The sequence below is a fragment of the Limnospira platensis NIES-39 genome (assembly GCF_026000695.1).
In the GTDB taxonomy this organism is placed as follows: domain Bacteria; phylum Cyanobacteriota; class Cyanobacteriia; order Cyanobacteriales; family Microcoleaceae; genus Limnospira; species Limnospira platensis.
Map to the genome: position 1 here is coordinate 4,188,731 of NZ_AP026945.1, position 16,980 is coordinate 4,205,710.

Annotated in this window: 10 protein-coding genes and 1 tRNA gene; 7 read left to right on the forward strand and 4 right to left on the reverse strand. The window is 43.5% G+C overall.

The window, feature by feature from the left end; genetic code table 11:
- Positions 1–26 precede the first annotated feature (26 nt).
- The gene (locus tag N39L_RS20725; protein WP_006620086.1) at positions 27–1,022 is read left to right on the forward strand and encodes a pentapeptide repeat-containing protein; all 996 of its coding nucleotides are present in this window, start codon (positions 27–29) and stop codon (positions 1,020–1,022) included.
- Positions 1,023–1,482: 460 nt separating this feature from the next.
- On the opposite strand, the gene psbA (N39L_RS20730) is transcribed toward N39L_RS20725, so the two are convergent.
- On the reverse strand, positions 1,483–2,562 hold the full coding sequence (gene psbA / locus N39L_RS20730) for a photosystem II q(b) protein (RefSeq protein ID WP_014276244.1): 1,080 nt from the start codon (positions 2,560–2,562) through the stop codon (positions 1,483–1,485).
- A 262-nt stretch (positions 2,563–2,824) separates the two neighbouring features.
- On the opposite strand from psbA (N39L_RS20730), the gene N39L_RS20735 reads away from it, so the two are divergent.
- Positions 2,825–3,733: a Uma2 family endonuclease gene (locus N39L_RS20735; protein ID WP_014276245.1), complete on the forward strand. Its 909-nt coding sequence runs from the start codon at positions 2,825–2,827 to the stop codon at positions 3,731–3,733.
- A 24-nt stretch (positions 3,734–3,757) separates the two neighbouring features.
- On the opposite strand, the gene N39L_RS20740 is transcribed toward N39L_RS20735, so the two are convergent.
- Positions 3,758–5,908, reverse strand: coding sequence for a hypothetical protein (locus N39L_RS20740; protein WP_014276246.1), 2,151 nt, complete (start codon positions 5,906–5,908; stop codon positions 3,758–3,760).
- Between the two features lie 218 nt (positions 5,909–6,126).
- Between N39L_RS20740 and N39L_RS20745 the strand changes: the two genes are divergently transcribed.
- Positions 6,127–7,491, forward strand: coding sequence for a helix-turn-helix domain-containing protein (locus tag N39L_RS20745; RefSeq protein WP_014276247.1), 1,365 nt, complete (start codon positions 6,127–6,129; stop codon positions 7,489–7,491).
- Positions 7,492–7,527: 36 nt separating this feature from the next.
- The gene (locus N39L_RS20750) at positions 7,528–8,088 is read left to right on the forward strand and encodes a Uma2 family endonuclease (RefSeq protein WP_014276248.1); all 561 of its coding nucleotides are present in this window, start codon (positions 7,528–7,530) and stop codon (positions 8,086–8,088) included.
- A gap of 60 nt (positions 8,089–8,148) precedes the next feature.
- Here the strand turns inward: N39L_RS20750 and psbA (N39L_RS20755) are convergent, their stop codons facing one another.
- Positions 8,149–9,228, reverse strand: coding sequence for a photosystem II q(b) protein (psbA, locus tag N39L_RS20755; protein WP_014276244.1), 1,080 nt, complete (start codon positions 9,226–9,228; stop codon positions 8,149–8,151).
- A 143-nt stretch (positions 9,229–9,371) separates the two neighbouring features.
- On the opposite strand from psbA (N39L_RS20755), the gene cofG reads away from it, so the two are divergent.
- Both cofG and N39L_RS20765 read left to right on the forward strand, forming a co-directional pair.
- On the forward strand, positions 9,372–10,352 hold the full coding sequence (gene cofG, locus N39L_RS20760; RefSeq protein ID WP_014276249.1) for a 7,8-didemethyl-8-hydroxy-5-deazariboflavin synthase subunit CofG: 981 nt from the start codon (positions 9,372–9,374) through the stop codon (positions 10,350–10,352).
- Between the two features lie 22 nt (positions 10,353–10,374).
- Positions 10,375–10,445, forward strand: a tRNA-Cys gene (locus tag N39L_RS20765).
- A gap of 128 nt (positions 10,446–10,573) precedes the next feature.
- On the opposite strand, the gene N39L_RS20770 is transcribed toward N39L_RS20765, so the two are convergent.
- On the reverse strand, positions 10,574–12,289 hold the full coding sequence (locus N39L_RS20770; RefSeq protein ID WP_006618988.1) for a CHAP domain-containing protein: 1,716 nt from the start codon (positions 12,287–12,289) through the stop codon (positions 10,574–10,576).
- Between the two features lie 239 nt (positions 12,290–12,528).
- Here N39L_RS20770 and N39L_RS20775 point away from each other — a divergent pair, with 239 nt between their 5' ends.
- Entirely contained in the window at positions 12,529–16,776 is a 4,248-nt protein-coding gene (locus N39L_RS20775; RefSeq protein WP_014276251.1) for a WD40 domain-containing protein, read from the forward strand.
- Positions 16,777–16,980 lie beyond the last annotated feature (204 nt).

Here is a 16,980-nt window from a genome sequence, read left to right on the forward strand (position 1 = left end):
CAGCCAAAGTACAAGGATGAAGATGGATGGATGAGCGGACTTTCTTAAATAAATATCGAAGTGGAGAAAAATTGTTTCGAGGTGTTAACCTCCGCAATGCTGAACTAAGTAATGCTGACCTAATTGGAGCCAATTTAAGTGGCGGTGATTTTCAAGGAGCCAATTTTGTGTTAGCCTATCTTAATGGAGTTAACCTAACTAGGGCAAATTTAGAAAAAGCCAAATTAGGAGGAGCTAACCTATCACGAGCTAATTTAAGTGGCGCTCAACTAACCGACGCTGATTTTCATGGTACTATCCTGCAAGCAGCCGACCTGAGAAAAGCTAATTTAACCCTAGCCACATTAGTTGATGCTAACTTAATTCAAGCAGATTTACGCGGTGCTAATTTGCAAGGTGCAGATTTAAGGGGTGCTTGTCTACGGGGTGCAAATATGCGTTATGAAAGGCGTATTTATGAGAGTGTAAATTTACGAGGCGCAGATTTAAGAGGTACCGATTTACAGGGGGTTAATCTCACCGGGGCTGATTTAACTCGCGCTAACCTAATGGGGGCTAATTTAACTGAATGTGTACTGCGTGGCGCGATTCTCAACCAGACTAACCTTTCCGAAACCAATTTACAAGGGGCGATTTTAACAGAAGTTAATTTAAGTGGTGCTAATTTAATTGGTTCCCGCATGGTTAAGGTAAAACTAGAGCGAGCCATCTTGACTAACGCCCAAATGCCTAGGGTGGAATTGTGCGACTCAATTTTACCAGATGCTAATCTCAGTAATGCTAATCTCAGTCATGCTAACCTAAGCCGGGCGAATTTGGTACGGGCGGAACTAAATCGGACTAATTTAAGTTCGGCTAATTTGACTCAGGCTGATTTAACCGATGCTTCTCTTGGTCGGACAAATTTGCGAAATGCTAACCTTAGCTATGCCTACTTAACTCGTACTGAGTTTAGTAGTGCTAATACCATTGGGGTAAACCTACATGGCGCGATCATGCCTAATGGCGAGATTCATGATTGATAGGGCTTTGATGTACTACTTTAGATAGATTTGGTCGGGAATTTGGGCGCTTTTGGCAATACTTATGCTATAGTGTCTGCATGAGAGTTACTCAATCACTAAACAGAATAAGGCTGAGAACAGCACTTTAATTATGACCACAAGTGAAAGCACTAACTCATATTTAGAGGCTCCTCAGCCTAGCAATTGTTCAATTCACAATTCTTCTGAAACATTTTCCAACATTATGCAAAAACTAATGAACTACGCGGATCGTAGCATTACGGTTTTATTTTCTATTCTGAGACAAGTTGAGGAGAACCTAGGTTAGAACTATAAACCCAAAAAACTTAAAAATCACCCGGTTTCTGTATCTTAACCTTCGAGTCAAAAACCGGGTGGTTTTTTTGGCTAGGTGAAGTTTAAACAAACAAAAAGCGCCCCCCTGGTGGGAGGCGCTTAATTTAATCAAAGCTATAAATTAGCCGATTTGAGGTGCAACCAAAGCTACAGGCTCAGACTCAGCAGAAGCCAAATCTAAGGGGAAGTTGTGAGCGTTACGCTCGTGCATTACTTCCATACCCAGGTTAGCGCGGTTGATGACATCAGCCCAGGTATTGATTACCCGACCGCTGGAGTCCATTACGGACTGGTTGAAGTTGAAACCGTTCAGGTTAAAGGCCATGGTGGATACACCTAAAGCGGTGAACCAGATGCCGATTACCGGCCAAGCACCCAAGAAGAAGTGCAGGGAACGGCTGTTGTTGAAAGAAGCATATTGGAAGATCAGGCGACCGAAGTAACCGTGAGCTGCCACAATGTTGTAAGTTTCTTCTTCTTGACCGAATTTGTAACCGTAGTTTTGAGATTCGATTTCGGTGGTTTCACGCACCAAGGAAGAAGTTACCAAAGAACCGTGCATCGCGGAGAACAAAGCACCACCGAAGACACCAGCAACTCCCAGCATATGGAAGGGGTGCATCAGGATGTTGTGTTCTGCTTGGAACACCAACATGAAGTTGAAGGTTCCAGAGATACCCAGAGGCATACCGTCGGAGAAAGAACCTTGTCCGATGGGGTAGATCAAGAATACTGCACTAGCAGCAGCAACAGGTGCGCTGTAAGCTACGCAGATCCAAGGACGCATTCCCAAGCGGTAGGACAGTTCCCACTCACGACCCATGTAGCAAAATACACCGATCAGGAAGTGGAAAATTACCAACTGGTAGGGGCCACCGTTGTAGAGCCACTCATCCAAGCTGGCTGCTTCCCAAATAGGGTAGAAGTGCAGACCGATCGCATTGGAAGAAGGAACAACCGCACCAGAGATGATGTTGTTGCCGTACAACAGAGAACCAGCTACGGGTTCGCGGATACCGTCAATGTCAACGGGAGGAGCAGCTACAAAAGCGATGATGTAGCAGATGGTAGCAGTTAGTAGGGTAGGGATCATCAGAACACCGAACCAGCCTACATAGAGGCGGTTGTTGGTGGATGTTACCCAGCTACAGAACCGTTCCCAAGCGTTGGCGCTCTCGCGCTGCTGAATGGTAGTAGTCATGTTGGATATGATTGCTTTATTGAGTTTTCTAGGTACTTATCCGGCAGTTGTTTTTCTACCGTGTTTATAATATGACACACTCTGTTAAGGTTTGTAAAGGGGTTGAGCCACATTTATTTTAATGGCTGTCATAAGTAGGGCTTATCATTAATTGAACCATAAGGAGTCGAACCCTGAGAGAGCCTGTGGTTCCAGGCGACTATGGGCGGCTTGGGATATAATCATCAACAACTGAGAAACACGAGAGAGGGGGGAACCGAAAATGTCAGTTGAACTCACTGCCAATACTAGCCCCGAAACTGCTACGGAAACGGAATGGGAACCCCCCATGCCGCCCACAGATTTGATTTTTGATGATGGAGAGCCTTTGGAAAGTAACCGTCACCGCATTGCCATGAACGTCCTGATTAGGTCATTGCAACAGGCTTGGAGCGATCGCCATGATTTCTATACAGGCGGGAATATGTTTATTTACTATAGCAGCGAACAAGCTAGGAACCGAGATTTTCGTGGCCCTGATTTCTTTGCTGTGTTGGATGTAGATGGCACTAAAGAACGACAGGGTTGGGTAGTATGGCAGGAAGGGGGTCGCTACCCAGATGTCATTGTGGAGCTAATGTCTCCCAGTACCGCCAGAATAGATAAAGGAAAGAAAAAGGAGCTGTATCAGCAGACTTTTCGGACACCAGATTACTTTGTATTTGACCCGTTTGAAGCCAACGCCTTTCAAGGATGGCATTTGCATAGTTCGGAAGGTTATCAGCTTTTAGAGCCGAATGAGCGAGGTTGGCTGTGGTGTGAAAGTTTAGGCTTTTGGCTGGGAACTTGGTCGGGAACTATAGACCGTGAGGAGGCAATTTGGCTGCGGTTTTATGATACCGAAGGTAATTTGGTGTTGTTACCGGAAGAAGCAGAACGCCAAAAAGCCGAAGCAGAACGCCAAAAAGCCGAAGCAGAACGCCAAAAAGCCGAAGCAGAACGCCAAAAAGCCGAACAATCTCAACAGCTTGCTGAGGCAGAACGCCAGAAAGCCCAACAAGCTCAACAGCTTGCTGAGGCAGAACGCCAGAAAGCCCAACAAGCTCAACAGCTTGCTGAGGCAGAACGCCAAAAAGCCGAACGTCTTGCTGAACGGTTGCGATCGCTGGGTTTAGACCCAGAGGAACCATAAAAAAAGTCACCCACAATATGCCCGTTAAACACTATTTTTTATTTGTTCATCTAATTCATTCACTGCAGACATCACACCCAACTCAGGATCTTTTAAAAGAGTATTTTTGAGTTCACTTAGAGATTCAACTAGATCCTCACGCAAACGGGGCTTATTTTCTGTAACTCCATTATTATAATCCCAATAATCCAAGGCAATTAATCCAACAGCGACAGCAGGATCGATCACAGATGCGATTGAACTAGAAATCAAGCCAGCCACAACTTTACCACTCGTCATAGCTGCTATTTTTGCTACAGCTTTAGTGGTGAGATAACCACCAATAACTTTTACTGGCAATGATTGATCGCCTTGTTCATTTTCTAATCTGACTTTGATTGTCTCTAAATATTGCTGCCAGTCTGCCTCAGCAATTTTGTACTTTTTGGGAACATTTTTTAGTTGACCCGATAGTTTTTCTAGATATAATTCAGTGGTATCAATCTTGATTGTATTAAATTTACTTTCAGCAGATTTTGAACTAACAACGCGACGAGCAAATTCTCTTTGAAGATTATAATTGACGCTATTTTTAATTTGTTCGTTAATTTTAGACTGATCGAATCCATTTATAAAATTTTGGCTTACATATTGAACAAGCACGTCCAATTCTTGTTTTTTCTGATTAAAGTAACTAAAATACCAGTTCAGAAAATCTGTATCTATGCGCTTAATTAATTCAGTTTCCCATTTATCTAATTCCTGTTCGGCATATTGTTTAGCCTCTTTATAGGCTGTTTGACGAGCTTGATCAAAAGCCTGTTGGTTCCCTAGCCAGCCAAATGCAACCATATTTGGCGTAATTTCCAGTGAAGGAGTATTTAATTCAGCAGATAAAGCTTGATTCATAATCTGGTGTCCCAGTAATGGGAATAACACCAGAAAAATCACCATAGTCCAAATGATAATACTAACTATCTTAATTACTTTGACGACGATGGATGTTTGTTTTAAGTCAACCAGACTGAAATCTCGATCGCCCAAAAACTTACTTAATTTTTGATTCAGCTTTTTGGCAACGATCTGCCGTCCTGCCTGAAGGCCACTGGGGAGATAAATTAGATGGTTATTTTCGTCCAAAAATACGAGTGCTAAAAAAGTACCTTCGGGATGTTTTTGGCGAATGATCGCTGCTTGTGTTAGATTGGGACTATCGGGGCGATCGCTTTTTAAATAACTGACTACCTTATCAAAGCTGATTTCCTCTAAGATTTCCGAGTTTTCAGGAAGAGATGGTAAGGACTTATTGAACTCCCCAACTATCCCCAACATATCCTCATCAGTAATTGCCTTGGTTTCTTGAGAGGATTTTTTCGCAAACAAGTTAAACAATTCCATGGATGTTTGTTTTAAGTCAACCAGACTGAAATCTCGATCGCCCAAAAACTTACTTAATTTTTGATTCAGCTTTTTGGCAACGATCTGCCGTCCTGCCTGAAGGCCACTGGGGAGATAAATTAGATGGTTATTTTCGTCCAAAAATACGAGTGCTAAAAAAGTACCTTCGGGATGTTTTTGGCGAACGATCGCTGCTTGTGTTAGACTGGGACTATCGGGGCGATCGCTTTTTAAATAACTGACTACCTTATCAAAGCTGATTTCCTCTAAGATTTCCGAGTTTTCAGGAAGAGATGGTAAGGACTTATTGAACTCCCCAACTATCCCCAACATATCCTCATCAGTAATTGCCTTGGTTTCTTGAGAGGATTTTTTCGCAAACAAGTTAAACAATTCCATGGATGTTTGTTTTAAGTCAACCAGACTGAAATCTCGATCGCCCAAAAACTTACTTAATTTTTGATTCAGCTTTTTGGCAACGATCTGCCGTCCTGCCTGAAGGCCACTGGGGAGATAAATTAGATGGTTATTTTCGTCCAAAAATACGAGTGCTAAAAAAGTACCTTCGGGATGTTTTTGGCGAACGATCGCTGCTTGTGTTAGACTGGGACTATCGGGGCGATCGCTTTTTAAATAACTGACTACCTTATCAAAGCTGATTTCCTCTAAGATTTCCGAGTTTTCAGGAAGAGATGGTAAGGACTTATTGAACTCCCCAACTATCCCCAACATATCCTCATCAGTAATTGCCTTGGTTTCTTGAGAGGATTTTTTCGCAAACAAGTTAAACAATTCCATAATTATTTTCCAGGATTAGATTATCAATACATACAAGATCCTATCGCTGTTTAATTTTAGCAGTTCACTTGAGAGTTATCTATAACAATTAGTGGGATAAAGTGGGATTTTACAATTATTTACAAGACCGATTTTGTAGGATAAAGTGGGATTTTTGTCGCCAAGTGGGGAAAAGTGTGATAAAGTGGGATTATCCTTGCATACCCCCACTTTTTCCTATGGATATTCAAGAAGTTTTAAACTGGACTGATGAACAGGTATTCACTAAAACTGGAAAACATCTTGATTGGCTACAAAAGTCTATATTACAGGGGATTTGGCAACATCAGGATTATTACGAAATTGCCGCAAACAATGAGAAAAGTTACGATCATGTCAAAAAAGAAGCCTGGAAGTTATGGAAACTTCTGTCTGATGTGGTTGGGGAAGATGTTAAAAAGTCTAATGTGTTTTCTGTTCTAGAACAAGCAGAACTGTCTGCTACTGGAAATTCTACTAATTTTATGCAAATTGGAATCGGCAATAATCAAGTTAATATTTGTAGTGAACAACACCGATCGCCCTCCGATCTCTCTTCTTCTCATTCTCCCACACCTCAAGATTCTTCACCGATTATCGACTTAACCGACGCACCAGACCTGACTGAATTTTATAGCCGTACTTCCGAACTAACTACCCTAAAACAGTGGATATTACAAGACCATACCCGCCTAATTACCATCTATGGATTAAGTGGCATTGGCAAAAGCCTATTAACACGCCAACTCATAGAACAAATAAAAACTGAATTTGACTATATGATGTGGCGAAGTTTGAGCGATCGCCCTACTCTGTCCTCCTTAAAAAACCAACTTCAACAATTTTTTGCCCAGTCCCAACAGCCTTCATTGCCCACAATAATTGATTATTTGCGTCACTCCCGTTGTTTAGTCATATTGGATGACCTACACAATCTTTTTAAAAGCGGTGAATTAGCGGGGGAATACTTGACAGACTATAAAGAATACCGGACATTTTTTCGGCAAATTGCCAAAAACCATCATCAAAGTTGCGTGATTCTCATCAGTTGGGAAAAACCCAGAGAAATTGCTACCTTAGAAGCGGAAAAACACTCCACCCGCACGTTACACCTAAAAGGATTATCAGCCGATGCTGAGAAAATTTTGCGATCGCACCAATTAACCGACTCCGACAAATGGCCGGAATTAATCAACCTCTATCAAGGACATCCTACCTGGTTAAATATCATCGCCTCAACCATAGTCGAACTATTTGATGGTAGCGTTTCCCTATTTTTAAGCTACAGCGAGGATATCTTTTTAGGTGACTTAGAACCAATTTTAGAATCTCATTTAGAACGATTATCAGACTTAGAACAACAGGTGATTTCTGGTTTCCGAAAAAATCAAGCGATCGCCCTTTCTCAAAAACCGACTAATCCTGAATTATCCCAATCCGAATTATGGTCAGCCATCCAATCTTTAGTTAGACGGGGGTTGCTAGAAAAAATATCAGAGGGAGAGCGAGGAATGTTTCAACTGCATCCGATTTGGCAACAGTATCTTAAATTTAAGCTAAGTTAGAATAGTTGAAATAGAAAAACTAGGAGAATCCCTAAAATGCGATCGCCTTTACCCCTGTTTACCGTTGAAGACTATATCATCGCTGAAGCCGAAAGCACCATTCGCCATGAGTATATGGGCGGTTATGTGTTTGCTATGGCGGGTGCTAGTGAAGAACACAATCTCATTGCCGGTAATCTTTATGCCTTATTACGTTCTCATCTGCGGGGGAGTTCCTGTCGGGTATTCATGTCTGATATGAAAGTCAAAGTTCAAGACGATATTTTTTATTACCCCGACTTACTCGTGACTTGTAACCCCGAAGATAATCACCGATACTTCAAAACACAACCTAACTTAATTATTGAAGTGCTGTCAGAAAGTACCGAAAGCACTGACCGACGAGAAAAATTAATGAACTACCAAACCTTAGAAACTTTGAAGGAATATGTTTTAGTCTCTCAAGATGTTATGCAAGTGGAAGTCTATCGTCAAGAGACTCCGGGGAGTTGGACAGTTCAAATCTTAGGAGAAGATAATCAGTTAACCTGGGAATCTGTGGGGCTAACTGTGACCGTGGCGCAAATTTATGAAGATGTCTTGAATGTGGGTCAGTAAATTTAAGCACGAAAAAGCGCCCCCCGTGTGGGAGGCGCTTGATTGAATCGAAGCTATAAATTAGCCGATTTGAGGTGCAACCAAAGCTACAGGCTCAGACTCAGCAGAAGCCAAATCTAAGGGGAAGTTGTGAGCGTTACGCTCGTGCATTACTTCCATACCCAGGTTAGCGCGGTTGATGACATCAGCCCAGGTATTGATTACCCGACCGCTGGAGTCCATTACGGACTGGTTGAAGTTGAAACCGTTGAGGTTAAAGGCCATGGTGGATACACCTAAAGCGGTGAACCAGATGCCGATTACCGGCCAAGCACCCAAGAAGAAGTGCAGGGAACGGCTGTTGTTGAAAGAAGCATATTGGAAGATCAGGCGACCGAAGTAACCGTGAGCTGCCACAATGTTGTAAGTTTCTTCTTCTTGACCGAATTTGTAACCGTAGTTTTGAGATTCGATTTCGGTGGTTTCACGCACCAAGGAAGAAGTTACCAAAGAACCGTGCATCGCGGAGAACAAAGCACCACCGAAGACACCGGCAACTCCCAACATATGGAAGGGGTGCATCAGGATGTTGTGTTCTGCTTGGAATACCAACATGAAGTTGAAGGTTCCAGAGATACCCAGAGGCATACCGTCGGAGAAAGAACCTTGTCCGATGGGGTAGATCAAGAATACTGCACTAGCAGCGGCAACAGGTGCGCTGTAAGCTACGCAGATCCAAGGACGCATTCCCAAGCGGTAGGACAGTTCCCACTCACGACCCATGTAGCAAAATACACCGATCAGGAAGTGGAAAATTACCAACTGGTAGGGGCCACCGTTGTAGAGCCACTCATCCAAGCTGGCTGCTTCCCAAATAGGGTAGAAGTGCAGACCGATCGCATTGGAGGAAGGAACAACCGCACCAGAGATGATGTTGTTTCCGTACAACAGAGAACCAGCTACGGGTTCGCGGATACCGTCAATGTCAACGGGAGGAGCAGCGACAAAAGCGATGATGTAGCAGATGGTAGCAGTTAGTAGGGTAGGGATCATCAGAACACCGAACCAGCCTACATAGAGGCGGTTGTTGGTGGATGTTACCCAGCTACAGAACCGTTCCCAGGCGTTGGCGCTCTCGCGCTGCTGAATGGTAGTAGTCATGTTGGATATGATTGCTGTATTGAATTTTCGAGGTACTTATCCGGCAGTTGTTTTTCTACCGTGTCTATAATATGACACACTCGGTTAAGGTTTGTAAAGGGGTTTAATAAAGTATTTAGTTATATTTGAGATAAGCAAAACTAATGTTTAGTCAGATGTCTGCTTTGGTTTCCTATTCTCCGGCGTATACGATAGTTCCGACCTATGAGTGTTTTAACCGCTGTAGTTACTGCAATTTCCGCAGGGAACCGGGAGATAGCCCTTGGTTAACTGTCGGCGAGATGAAACAGCAACTGGCGGGACTATGTGAACAGGGAGTAGTGGAGATTTTGATTCTGAGTGGGGAAGTACACCCCAACAGTCCCCGGCGAGAGGCTTGGTGCGATCGCATTTATGAATTGTGCGATGAAGCGCTAAGTTGCGGATTTCTGCCCCACACTAATGCTGGTCCTCTGAAATTTGAGGAAATGGCTAGATTAAAACAGGTTAATGTGTCGATGGGGTTAATGCTCGAACAAATGACTCGGGATCTTTTACAAACGGTTCACCGCCACGCGCCTAGCAAGGTTCCTAGTATTAGGTTACAGCAGCTTGATTGGGCTGGGGAACTCAAAATTCCGTTTACGACTGGGTTACTTTTGGGAATTGGGGAAAGTCCGTCAGACTGGGGATGGACATTAGAAGCGATCGCCAAAATTCACGATCGCTCTGGTCACATTCAAGAGGTAATTGTGCAACCCTACAGCGAAGGAAGCCGACAAGGGGAGCCAGGGTACGGATTTAATCTTAGCCAATTACCGGAAGTAGTGGCGATCGCCCGCAGTATTCTCCCAGAAGAAGTGACGGTGCAAATTCCCCCCAACCTAGTTATACAGCCAGAGATATTATTAAAATGTCTGGAAGCGGGAGCCAGAGACCTAGGGGGAATCGGTCCCCAAGATGTAGTCAACCCGGACTATCCCCACATTAACCCGGAAACCCTCAGCCAAATTATCAACCCGAAAGGTTGGCAATTACAGCCACGACTACCGATATATCCCCAATACGATAGCTGGTTATCCCCTCGATTACAGAAGAGTGTCAATTCTTGGCGAAAAAAGTTGCAGTTTTCCCAGGGGTTGTGATATATTAGTAAATCGCAGTGGTGGCGGCATAGCCAAGTGGTAAGGCAGAGGTCTGCAAAATCTCCATCCCCGGTTCAAATCCGGGTGCCGCCTTTTTTCTGGAAAGATTGATATAAATGCGATCGGCGTTAACTACCTTAGCCAGGCATCCTACCTGATTACTCAAAAATCAGAATCGAGTCCCTAGCCAGGGTAGATAACTCTATGGCATGATGTCGGTTCTAGTAAGTGGGATCACCAGTGATGTTAGCAGCGGAAACCCACTGATTGGTGTTTTGAAGGCGGAACCAGCGGTTCTCGTTTTTCCTTTCCCTTGTATCCCAATGAGTTGTGCCTACAGTTGTAGCATCAAAAGTGCGACGACTGCCACTGCTTAGAGAGCCGACGACAGAGAAGTTCGTCCCTGGTCCGCTGCGGATATTGAGAGTGGTATCTGCCGCGCCACTGAAGAGTGGATTGCCAGTGATGAAAGAAGCGGAAACCCACTGATTGGTGTTTTGAATACGGAACCAGCGGTTATCATTTCGCTGTTCGCGAGCGTCCCAATGGGTTGTGCCTCGTGCCACAGCGTCAAAAGTGCGACTGTGACCAGGGATCAGAGAGCCAACTATCGAGTTGTTAGTCCCCGGTCCGCTGCGGATATTGAGCGCCCCATCTACAGTACCTCGGAAGGCACTCGTTGAAGGCTGAGTAGGTGCAGTGCTAGATAAAACGCCAGGAACACGGATATAACGATCAGGGTTATTTGCCGTGTAGTCAACTATTCGGTGTAAAGTTCCTGCACCACCACCATCAAAATTATTCCTGTAGTGTGACTCCGAAAGAGTTACCCGCCTTACACCATTTTGCTGGTAAACCCTTTCCACCACAGCGACGTGATTTTGCCCATTTCTCGTCCACTGAGCAATATCACCTGGTTGCGGGTCGCTAACGATACGTGCGCCATTAGATAGCTGTGTATGCCACTGATTAGCATTACCCCGCATTGAGTTTAAAGCTGCAACATTACCTCCTAACTCTTTCACCCGACCATGTGCATACCAAGTACAGTTGCCTTCTGTATGACCACGACCACCAACTAGACTAGAACCAAACATCGATTGAGCAAAAATGTTACCAGTCGTGTAGAACTGAGGACGATTCCTAAAGTAGTTTGCATTTTGTTGGGTCAGTAAAGGAGTACGAGAAGATGACTGCTCTATGAGAGTAGCTTCGCCATTGATCATCACAGTGGCGGTATCATCTACTGCCATTAATGCCTCAAGTTCCCCTGCATCAAATTCCCTGCCTTGGACGACACCGGAAAAAATCGCACCCTCATCTCCAGGTGTATCGGAGATGTTAATCTGCGAGTCGATATAATGTCCTATCTCCTCTAACAGCACTGAGACGATCGCCTCTGGGTTATCAGCATTCTCAGCCACAAACTCACTGGACAGATAAATATTGTTAGTTTCTGCGGCAAAAGCCCCGTTAGCTCCGTTGATATCAGCAGCAGAAACGACCGTAGTCGGTGGGATCTCGAAAGTACCATTAGTCAAGCTATCTGCCAAATCCTGAGCCGCCTCAACATCAAAATCATCTCCAAAAGCAATGCTCATCTGAGAGAGAAACTCTGGGCTGTTGGCAAATTGCTGTAATTGTTCGTAACTATTGGCTAAGGCTATTCCCGTTAATGAATCTACCGACGGGGCGATGTGAGAATCCGTTTCCGCCGGAGTTCTTCCTTGGTCAACGGACATATCCAGAGGGATAACAAGATTATCGCCCGCAACTGATACCAAGGTTGGGAGAACGACCGGATCGGCAACCCCCCCTATGAGCAGTTGATTCGCACCAAAAGACTCTAAAATATCCCCATCACTTCGAGCGATCGCCTTGGGATTCACTCCCAGCAATCCGGTGATTTCTGTAGTATCTGTGTCAACAGAAAACATAAGCAGTTCCTCCGATGGCATTGACAATCTAATTATCGCCGTGGCAGTTGAGGCTCTGGGTTAGAAAATGATCGGGGAAAAAGTTAGTTTTTGTTATATAGGATTTAGCCGCTTTGTGAGAGGAAATCTCAATAAATGGGCAAAAAAATGAGATTTTGGTGAAATTTTCTGGCTTTCGAGCCAGGAAACCATCTATAATAAGTTCATTTTTACCATGTCAGAGTTGGGGAGTATTTGCCATGACTCCAGAAGAGGCTTTTGAGTTTGTCAATCAGAAATATTTAGGCGATCGCCAAGGCAAAAGTATTAGCGACTTGCAAAAACAAATTTTTTGTTTATCTTGGCAGGGCAAAAAATATGACGAAATCGAGACCCTAATTAATTTCAATAAAGTTTATATCAGACAAGAAGCAGCCAAATTATGGAAAAGACTAACCGATTTATTTGATAAACCAGTAACCCGCACTAATTTTCGGTTAGTCGTGGAACAGGCCATCAAAGCCGATCGCGATCGCTGCCAATTTGCCTTTCCCCAACAGATGCGAGAATGGTTTGAAATTCTCGATTATGAATTTGATTCGCGCTACAATATTCAAGAAGTAATCGAGGGGAATCGATTTTTTGAGTGGATCATCAAAATCAAGGCCCGCCGGGGATACGATCGCATTCTTGTCCGGGGAGTAGAAGGGGAAGCAGAACTTTCCGATTTTAATGCTTTGCGTCAGTCTGTGGAAAACCAACGCACCAACGAGGGATGGTTAGTCGCTGTCCGTCGAGTCAGTAAAGCCGCCAGAAATGCAGCCCAAAAAAGCCCAAATAAAAACTTATTTTGCTATACATTCGACGAACTTATCGACCAAGAAGCAGATTTTAGTGGCTACTGTCAATGGCTAGAACAGGAAATTCAACGGCGAGGTATCCACCATAAATATGTACCTCTCGCCTGCATAAAAGAGGAAGTTGACCCCCATACCAAGCAAAAATTAGGAGTCAGCCACTACGACGAAGACGATGGCTGGATTGATGGTTATGTTAATAAATGGATTGACGATACAGCCAAAAAACATCTCTCAATTTTAGGGGAATTTGGCACTGGAAAAACTTGGTTTATATTTCATTATGCCGGCAAACAATTACAGCGTTATTTGAAAGCCAAACATAAAGGAGTTGAACGGCCGCGATTACCCATAGTTATTTTATTGCGAGATTATGCCAGTGCCGTTAATATGGAATCGCTGTTTTCTGAGTTCTTTTTCCGGCAACATGAAATCCCCTTGCGAGGGGGTTACTCTGCTTTTGAATGGCTGAACCGCCAGGGCAAATTGTTGGTCATGTTTGATGGCTTTGACGAGATGGCCGCCAAAATTGACCGACAGCGGATGATTAATAACTTTTGGGAATTGGCTCAAACTGTAGTCTCTGGTTCTAAAGTTATTTTGACTTGTCGCACTGAGCATTTTCCCGAAGCCAAAGAAGGGCGCGCTTTGCTGAATGCAGAACTACAGGCTTCCGTCGCAGCATTAACGGGAGAACCGCCACAGTTTGAAGTTCTGGAATTAAAAAAATTTAGTGACCAGCAAATTCGTCAGGCTCTCTCCTTTGAAGCCTCACCCGCGACGGTGGAAAAAGTCATGAATAATCACCAACTTGTCGATTTAGCACGCCGTCCGGTCATGAGTCAGTTAATACTGAAAGCCTTGCCGGATATCGAAGCCGGAAAAGCGATCGATTTAGCCAGAATTTATCTATATGCAGTTACCCGCAAAATGCAGCATGATATACAGAAAAAGCGCACATTTACTTCTCTGGCAGATAAACTTTATTTTCTGTGCGAACTCTCCTGGGAAATGCTATCTAAGAATCGGATGAGTTTAAATTATCGAGAGTTTCCCGATCGCATTCGTCGCTTGTTTGAGTCGGAAGTGCAACAACAAAAGGATTTGGATCACTGGCATTATGACATGATGGGTCAGACTATGTTAATTCGTAATGAAGATGGAGATTATAGTCCGGCTCACCGTTCGTTATTAGAGTTTTTTGTGGCTTATAAGTTTGCTGCTGAATTGGGGATATTGGCTCCCGATTTCGTGGAATTGGCACAGTCACAGTCCCATGTAAATCCACAGAAAACTGCTCAAAACTACACTTGGTCTAATTATTTCCGCCGCGAAGTTGATGTTAACGGAGAAGTGATTTCGATTGCACCTCTCAATATGTTTTCTACTGAGTCTTTGGCACATTTGCGAACTACATTTGGGGAAATGCCTCTCACCAAAGCAGTGCTAGATTTATTATTGCCGATGCTGCGTCCCGTGACAAACACTGATGAGGAAAACTTACAGGATATTTGCGATCGCTTGCGGGAAGTAGTCAAGGCGACACGGCGAAAAACCCTAGAAAAAGTCGGCTATGTTGGTGGCAATGCAATCACCCTGCTTTTGAAAACTGACAAGGCTGCTTTGGAGGGTTGCGATCTCAGTCATGCCGTGATTTTGGGCGCTGATTTTAGGGGTGCTAGTTTGCAGGATGTTAATTTCACTAAAGCCAATTTAACTAACTGTCTTTTTATGGAATCTATGAATACAGTTAGAGCATTAGATTTTACTCGTGATGGTAAACTTTTAGCCACAGGTGATGAATCTGGTAAAATTCATATTTGGCGAGTTGCCGATGGCTCAAAAATTGCCACATTGATAGGGCATCGCCTCAGCATAAAAACCCTAAAATTTAATGAAAATGGGAAAATTATTGTCAGTGCTAGTTATGATAAACAAATTAAGTTTTGGAATTTGGAAAACCATCAATGTGTAAAAATCGTGCTGATAGAGCCTGATTTATTATTTGATGCTCCTTTAATGCCAAAAATGAAAATATTTTTGAGTCCTAATCTTAAAATATTTGCGAGTGGTAGTATAGATGGCAAAGTACAGTTGTGGGATATTAATAGTGGTAAATGTTTGGCGTTTCTCCAAGGGCACACCAGTTGGATTAATCGAATAGTTTTCAGTCCTGATGGTGAAATGTTAGCAACCACCAGCAAAGATACAAATATCAAACTTTGGGATGTAGTTAATGGTAAATGTGTCAACACTTTAGTAGACCATCAAGAAGAAGTATGGGGTGTTGCTTTCAGTCCTGATAGTCAAATCTTAGCCAGTGGCAGTGCTGACGGAACCATTAAACTTTGGCAAATTGCAGATATCAATAACATTTCTGTTGCTGCTAGTATCTCTGCACACGATAGCGATTTAAGAGGATTAGCTTTTAGTCCTAATGGCAAAATACTGGCTAGTGGGAGTGGTGATCTCACCGCCAAACTGTGGGACGTTAGTGATATTCATCATCCCCAACTCCTCAATACTTTACAAGAACATACTTCTTGGATAGACGAAATTGTTTTTACACCAGATGGTAAAATATTAGCTATGTGTGCGGCTGATAAAAAGGTGAGTTTGTGGAATGTTCAAAATATTAATAATATCAAGCTAAACAGCATTTTAGGAGGTTGGTGTAATTGGATACGTTCAATAGTTTTTAGTCCAGATGGAAAAACTTTAGCCAGTGGTAGCGATGACTACTACATAAGGATTTGGGATATAGAAACAGGTGATATATTAGCCAATTTACGGGGACATAAAGAACGAGTACAATCAGTGGCTTTTAGTCCAGATGGTCAAACGATCGCTAGTGCTAGTCGAGATTTTACCGTCAGGTGTTGGAGTGTTGATGATCATAAATGTTTGACTACATTGAGGGCACACACAAACCAGTTATATGCCGTTGCTTTTAGTTACGATCATCAATTGTTAGTCAGTGCCGGGGATGACCGAACTATTAAGTTATGGAATGTGAGACCGACCCCTAATTTAATCAATGAAATTAACCATTATCCTTGCAAAATATTTACAGTTGCTTTTAGTCCTGATAGTCAAAAAATAGCGGTGGGTGGCAGTGATAATATTGTCCAAGTTTGGGACATTAATTTTCAGCAAACTTCCCTAAAATTTCGCGGACATCAGGGAGAGATAATCTCAGTTAATTTTAGTCCTAATGGGGAACTACTGGCGAGCAGTAGTAATGATAATACGGTGCGTTTATGGGATGTTAAAACTCAAGAATGTCTGGCAATTTTTCCAGGTCAACAAGTTTGGACTTACCTGATTTCATTTAGTCCAGACGGTCAACTATTGGCGAGTGGAGGAGAAAACAATACGGTGCGTTTGTGGGATGTGAGGACCCATGAATGTTATGCTACTTTTAACGGACATCAAAGCTGGGTGCTGGCGGTAGCTTTTAGCCCCGATGGTGAAACCTTGGCCAGTAGCAGTGCGGATGAGACAATTAAACTTTGGAATGTCCCAAGGCGAGAATGTCTCAAAACTTTGAGAGTACCCAGACTTTACGAAAGGGCGAATATCTGCGGGGTAAAAGGTTTGAGTGATGCCCAAAAAGGGAGTCTTAAAGTATTGGGGGCGATCGCCGAATAACTGACGTTAATTGTTGTCCATTGGGTTGGGTTCCCACTGTGAGGGGTCAGAGTTTGATGGGGCGGTGTTGTCAAGCAGACTAGGAAATTGTGCGCTTCTAGCTAGGACCAGGTGGAGCATGGTATAGTACGCCTTGCTAAGGATTAAGGTATGTTATAGCGGTTCGGTGGATTAGTGAGGTACTTTTCAAAGCCCCTCTCCCCT

Coding starts and splice junctions, on each gene's coding strand:
- N39L_RS20725 (WP_006620086.1), top strand. CDS start 27: ATGGATGAGCGGACTTTCTTAAATAAATATCGAAGTGGAGAAAAATTG.
- psbA (WP_014276244.1), bottom strand. CDS start 2,562: ATGACTACTACCATTCAGCAGCGCGAGAGCGCCAACGCTTGGGAACGG.
- N39L_RS20735 (WP_014276245.1), top strand. CDS start 2,825: ATGTCAGTTGAACTCACTGCCAATACTAGCCCCGAAACTGCTACGGAA.
- N39L_RS20740 (WP_014276246.1), bottom strand. CDS start 5,908: ATGGAATTGTTTAACTTGTTTGCGAAAAAATCCTCTCAAGAAACCAAG.
- N39L_RS20745 (WP_014276247.1), top strand. CDS start 6,127: ATGGATATTCAAGAAGTTTTAAACTGGACTGATGAACAGGTATTCACT.
- N39L_RS20750 (WP_014276248.1), top strand. CDS start 7,528: ATGCGATCGCCTTTACCCCTGTTTACCGTTGAAGACTATATCATCGCT.
- psbA (WP_014276244.1), bottom strand. CDS start 9,228: ATGACTACTACCATTCAGCAGCGCGAGAGCGCCAACGCCTGGGAACGG.
- cofG (WP_014276249.1), top strand. CDS start 9,372: ATGTTTAGTCAGATGTCTGCTTTGGTTTCCTATTCTCCGGCGTATACG.
- N39L_RS20770 (WP_006618988.1), bottom strand. CDS start 12,289: ATGTTTTCTGTTGACACAGATACTACAGAAATCACCGGATTGCTGGGA.
- N39L_RS20775 (WP_014276251.1), top strand. CDS start 12,529: ATGACTCCAGAAGAGGCTTTTGAGTTTGTCAATCAGAAATATTTAGGC.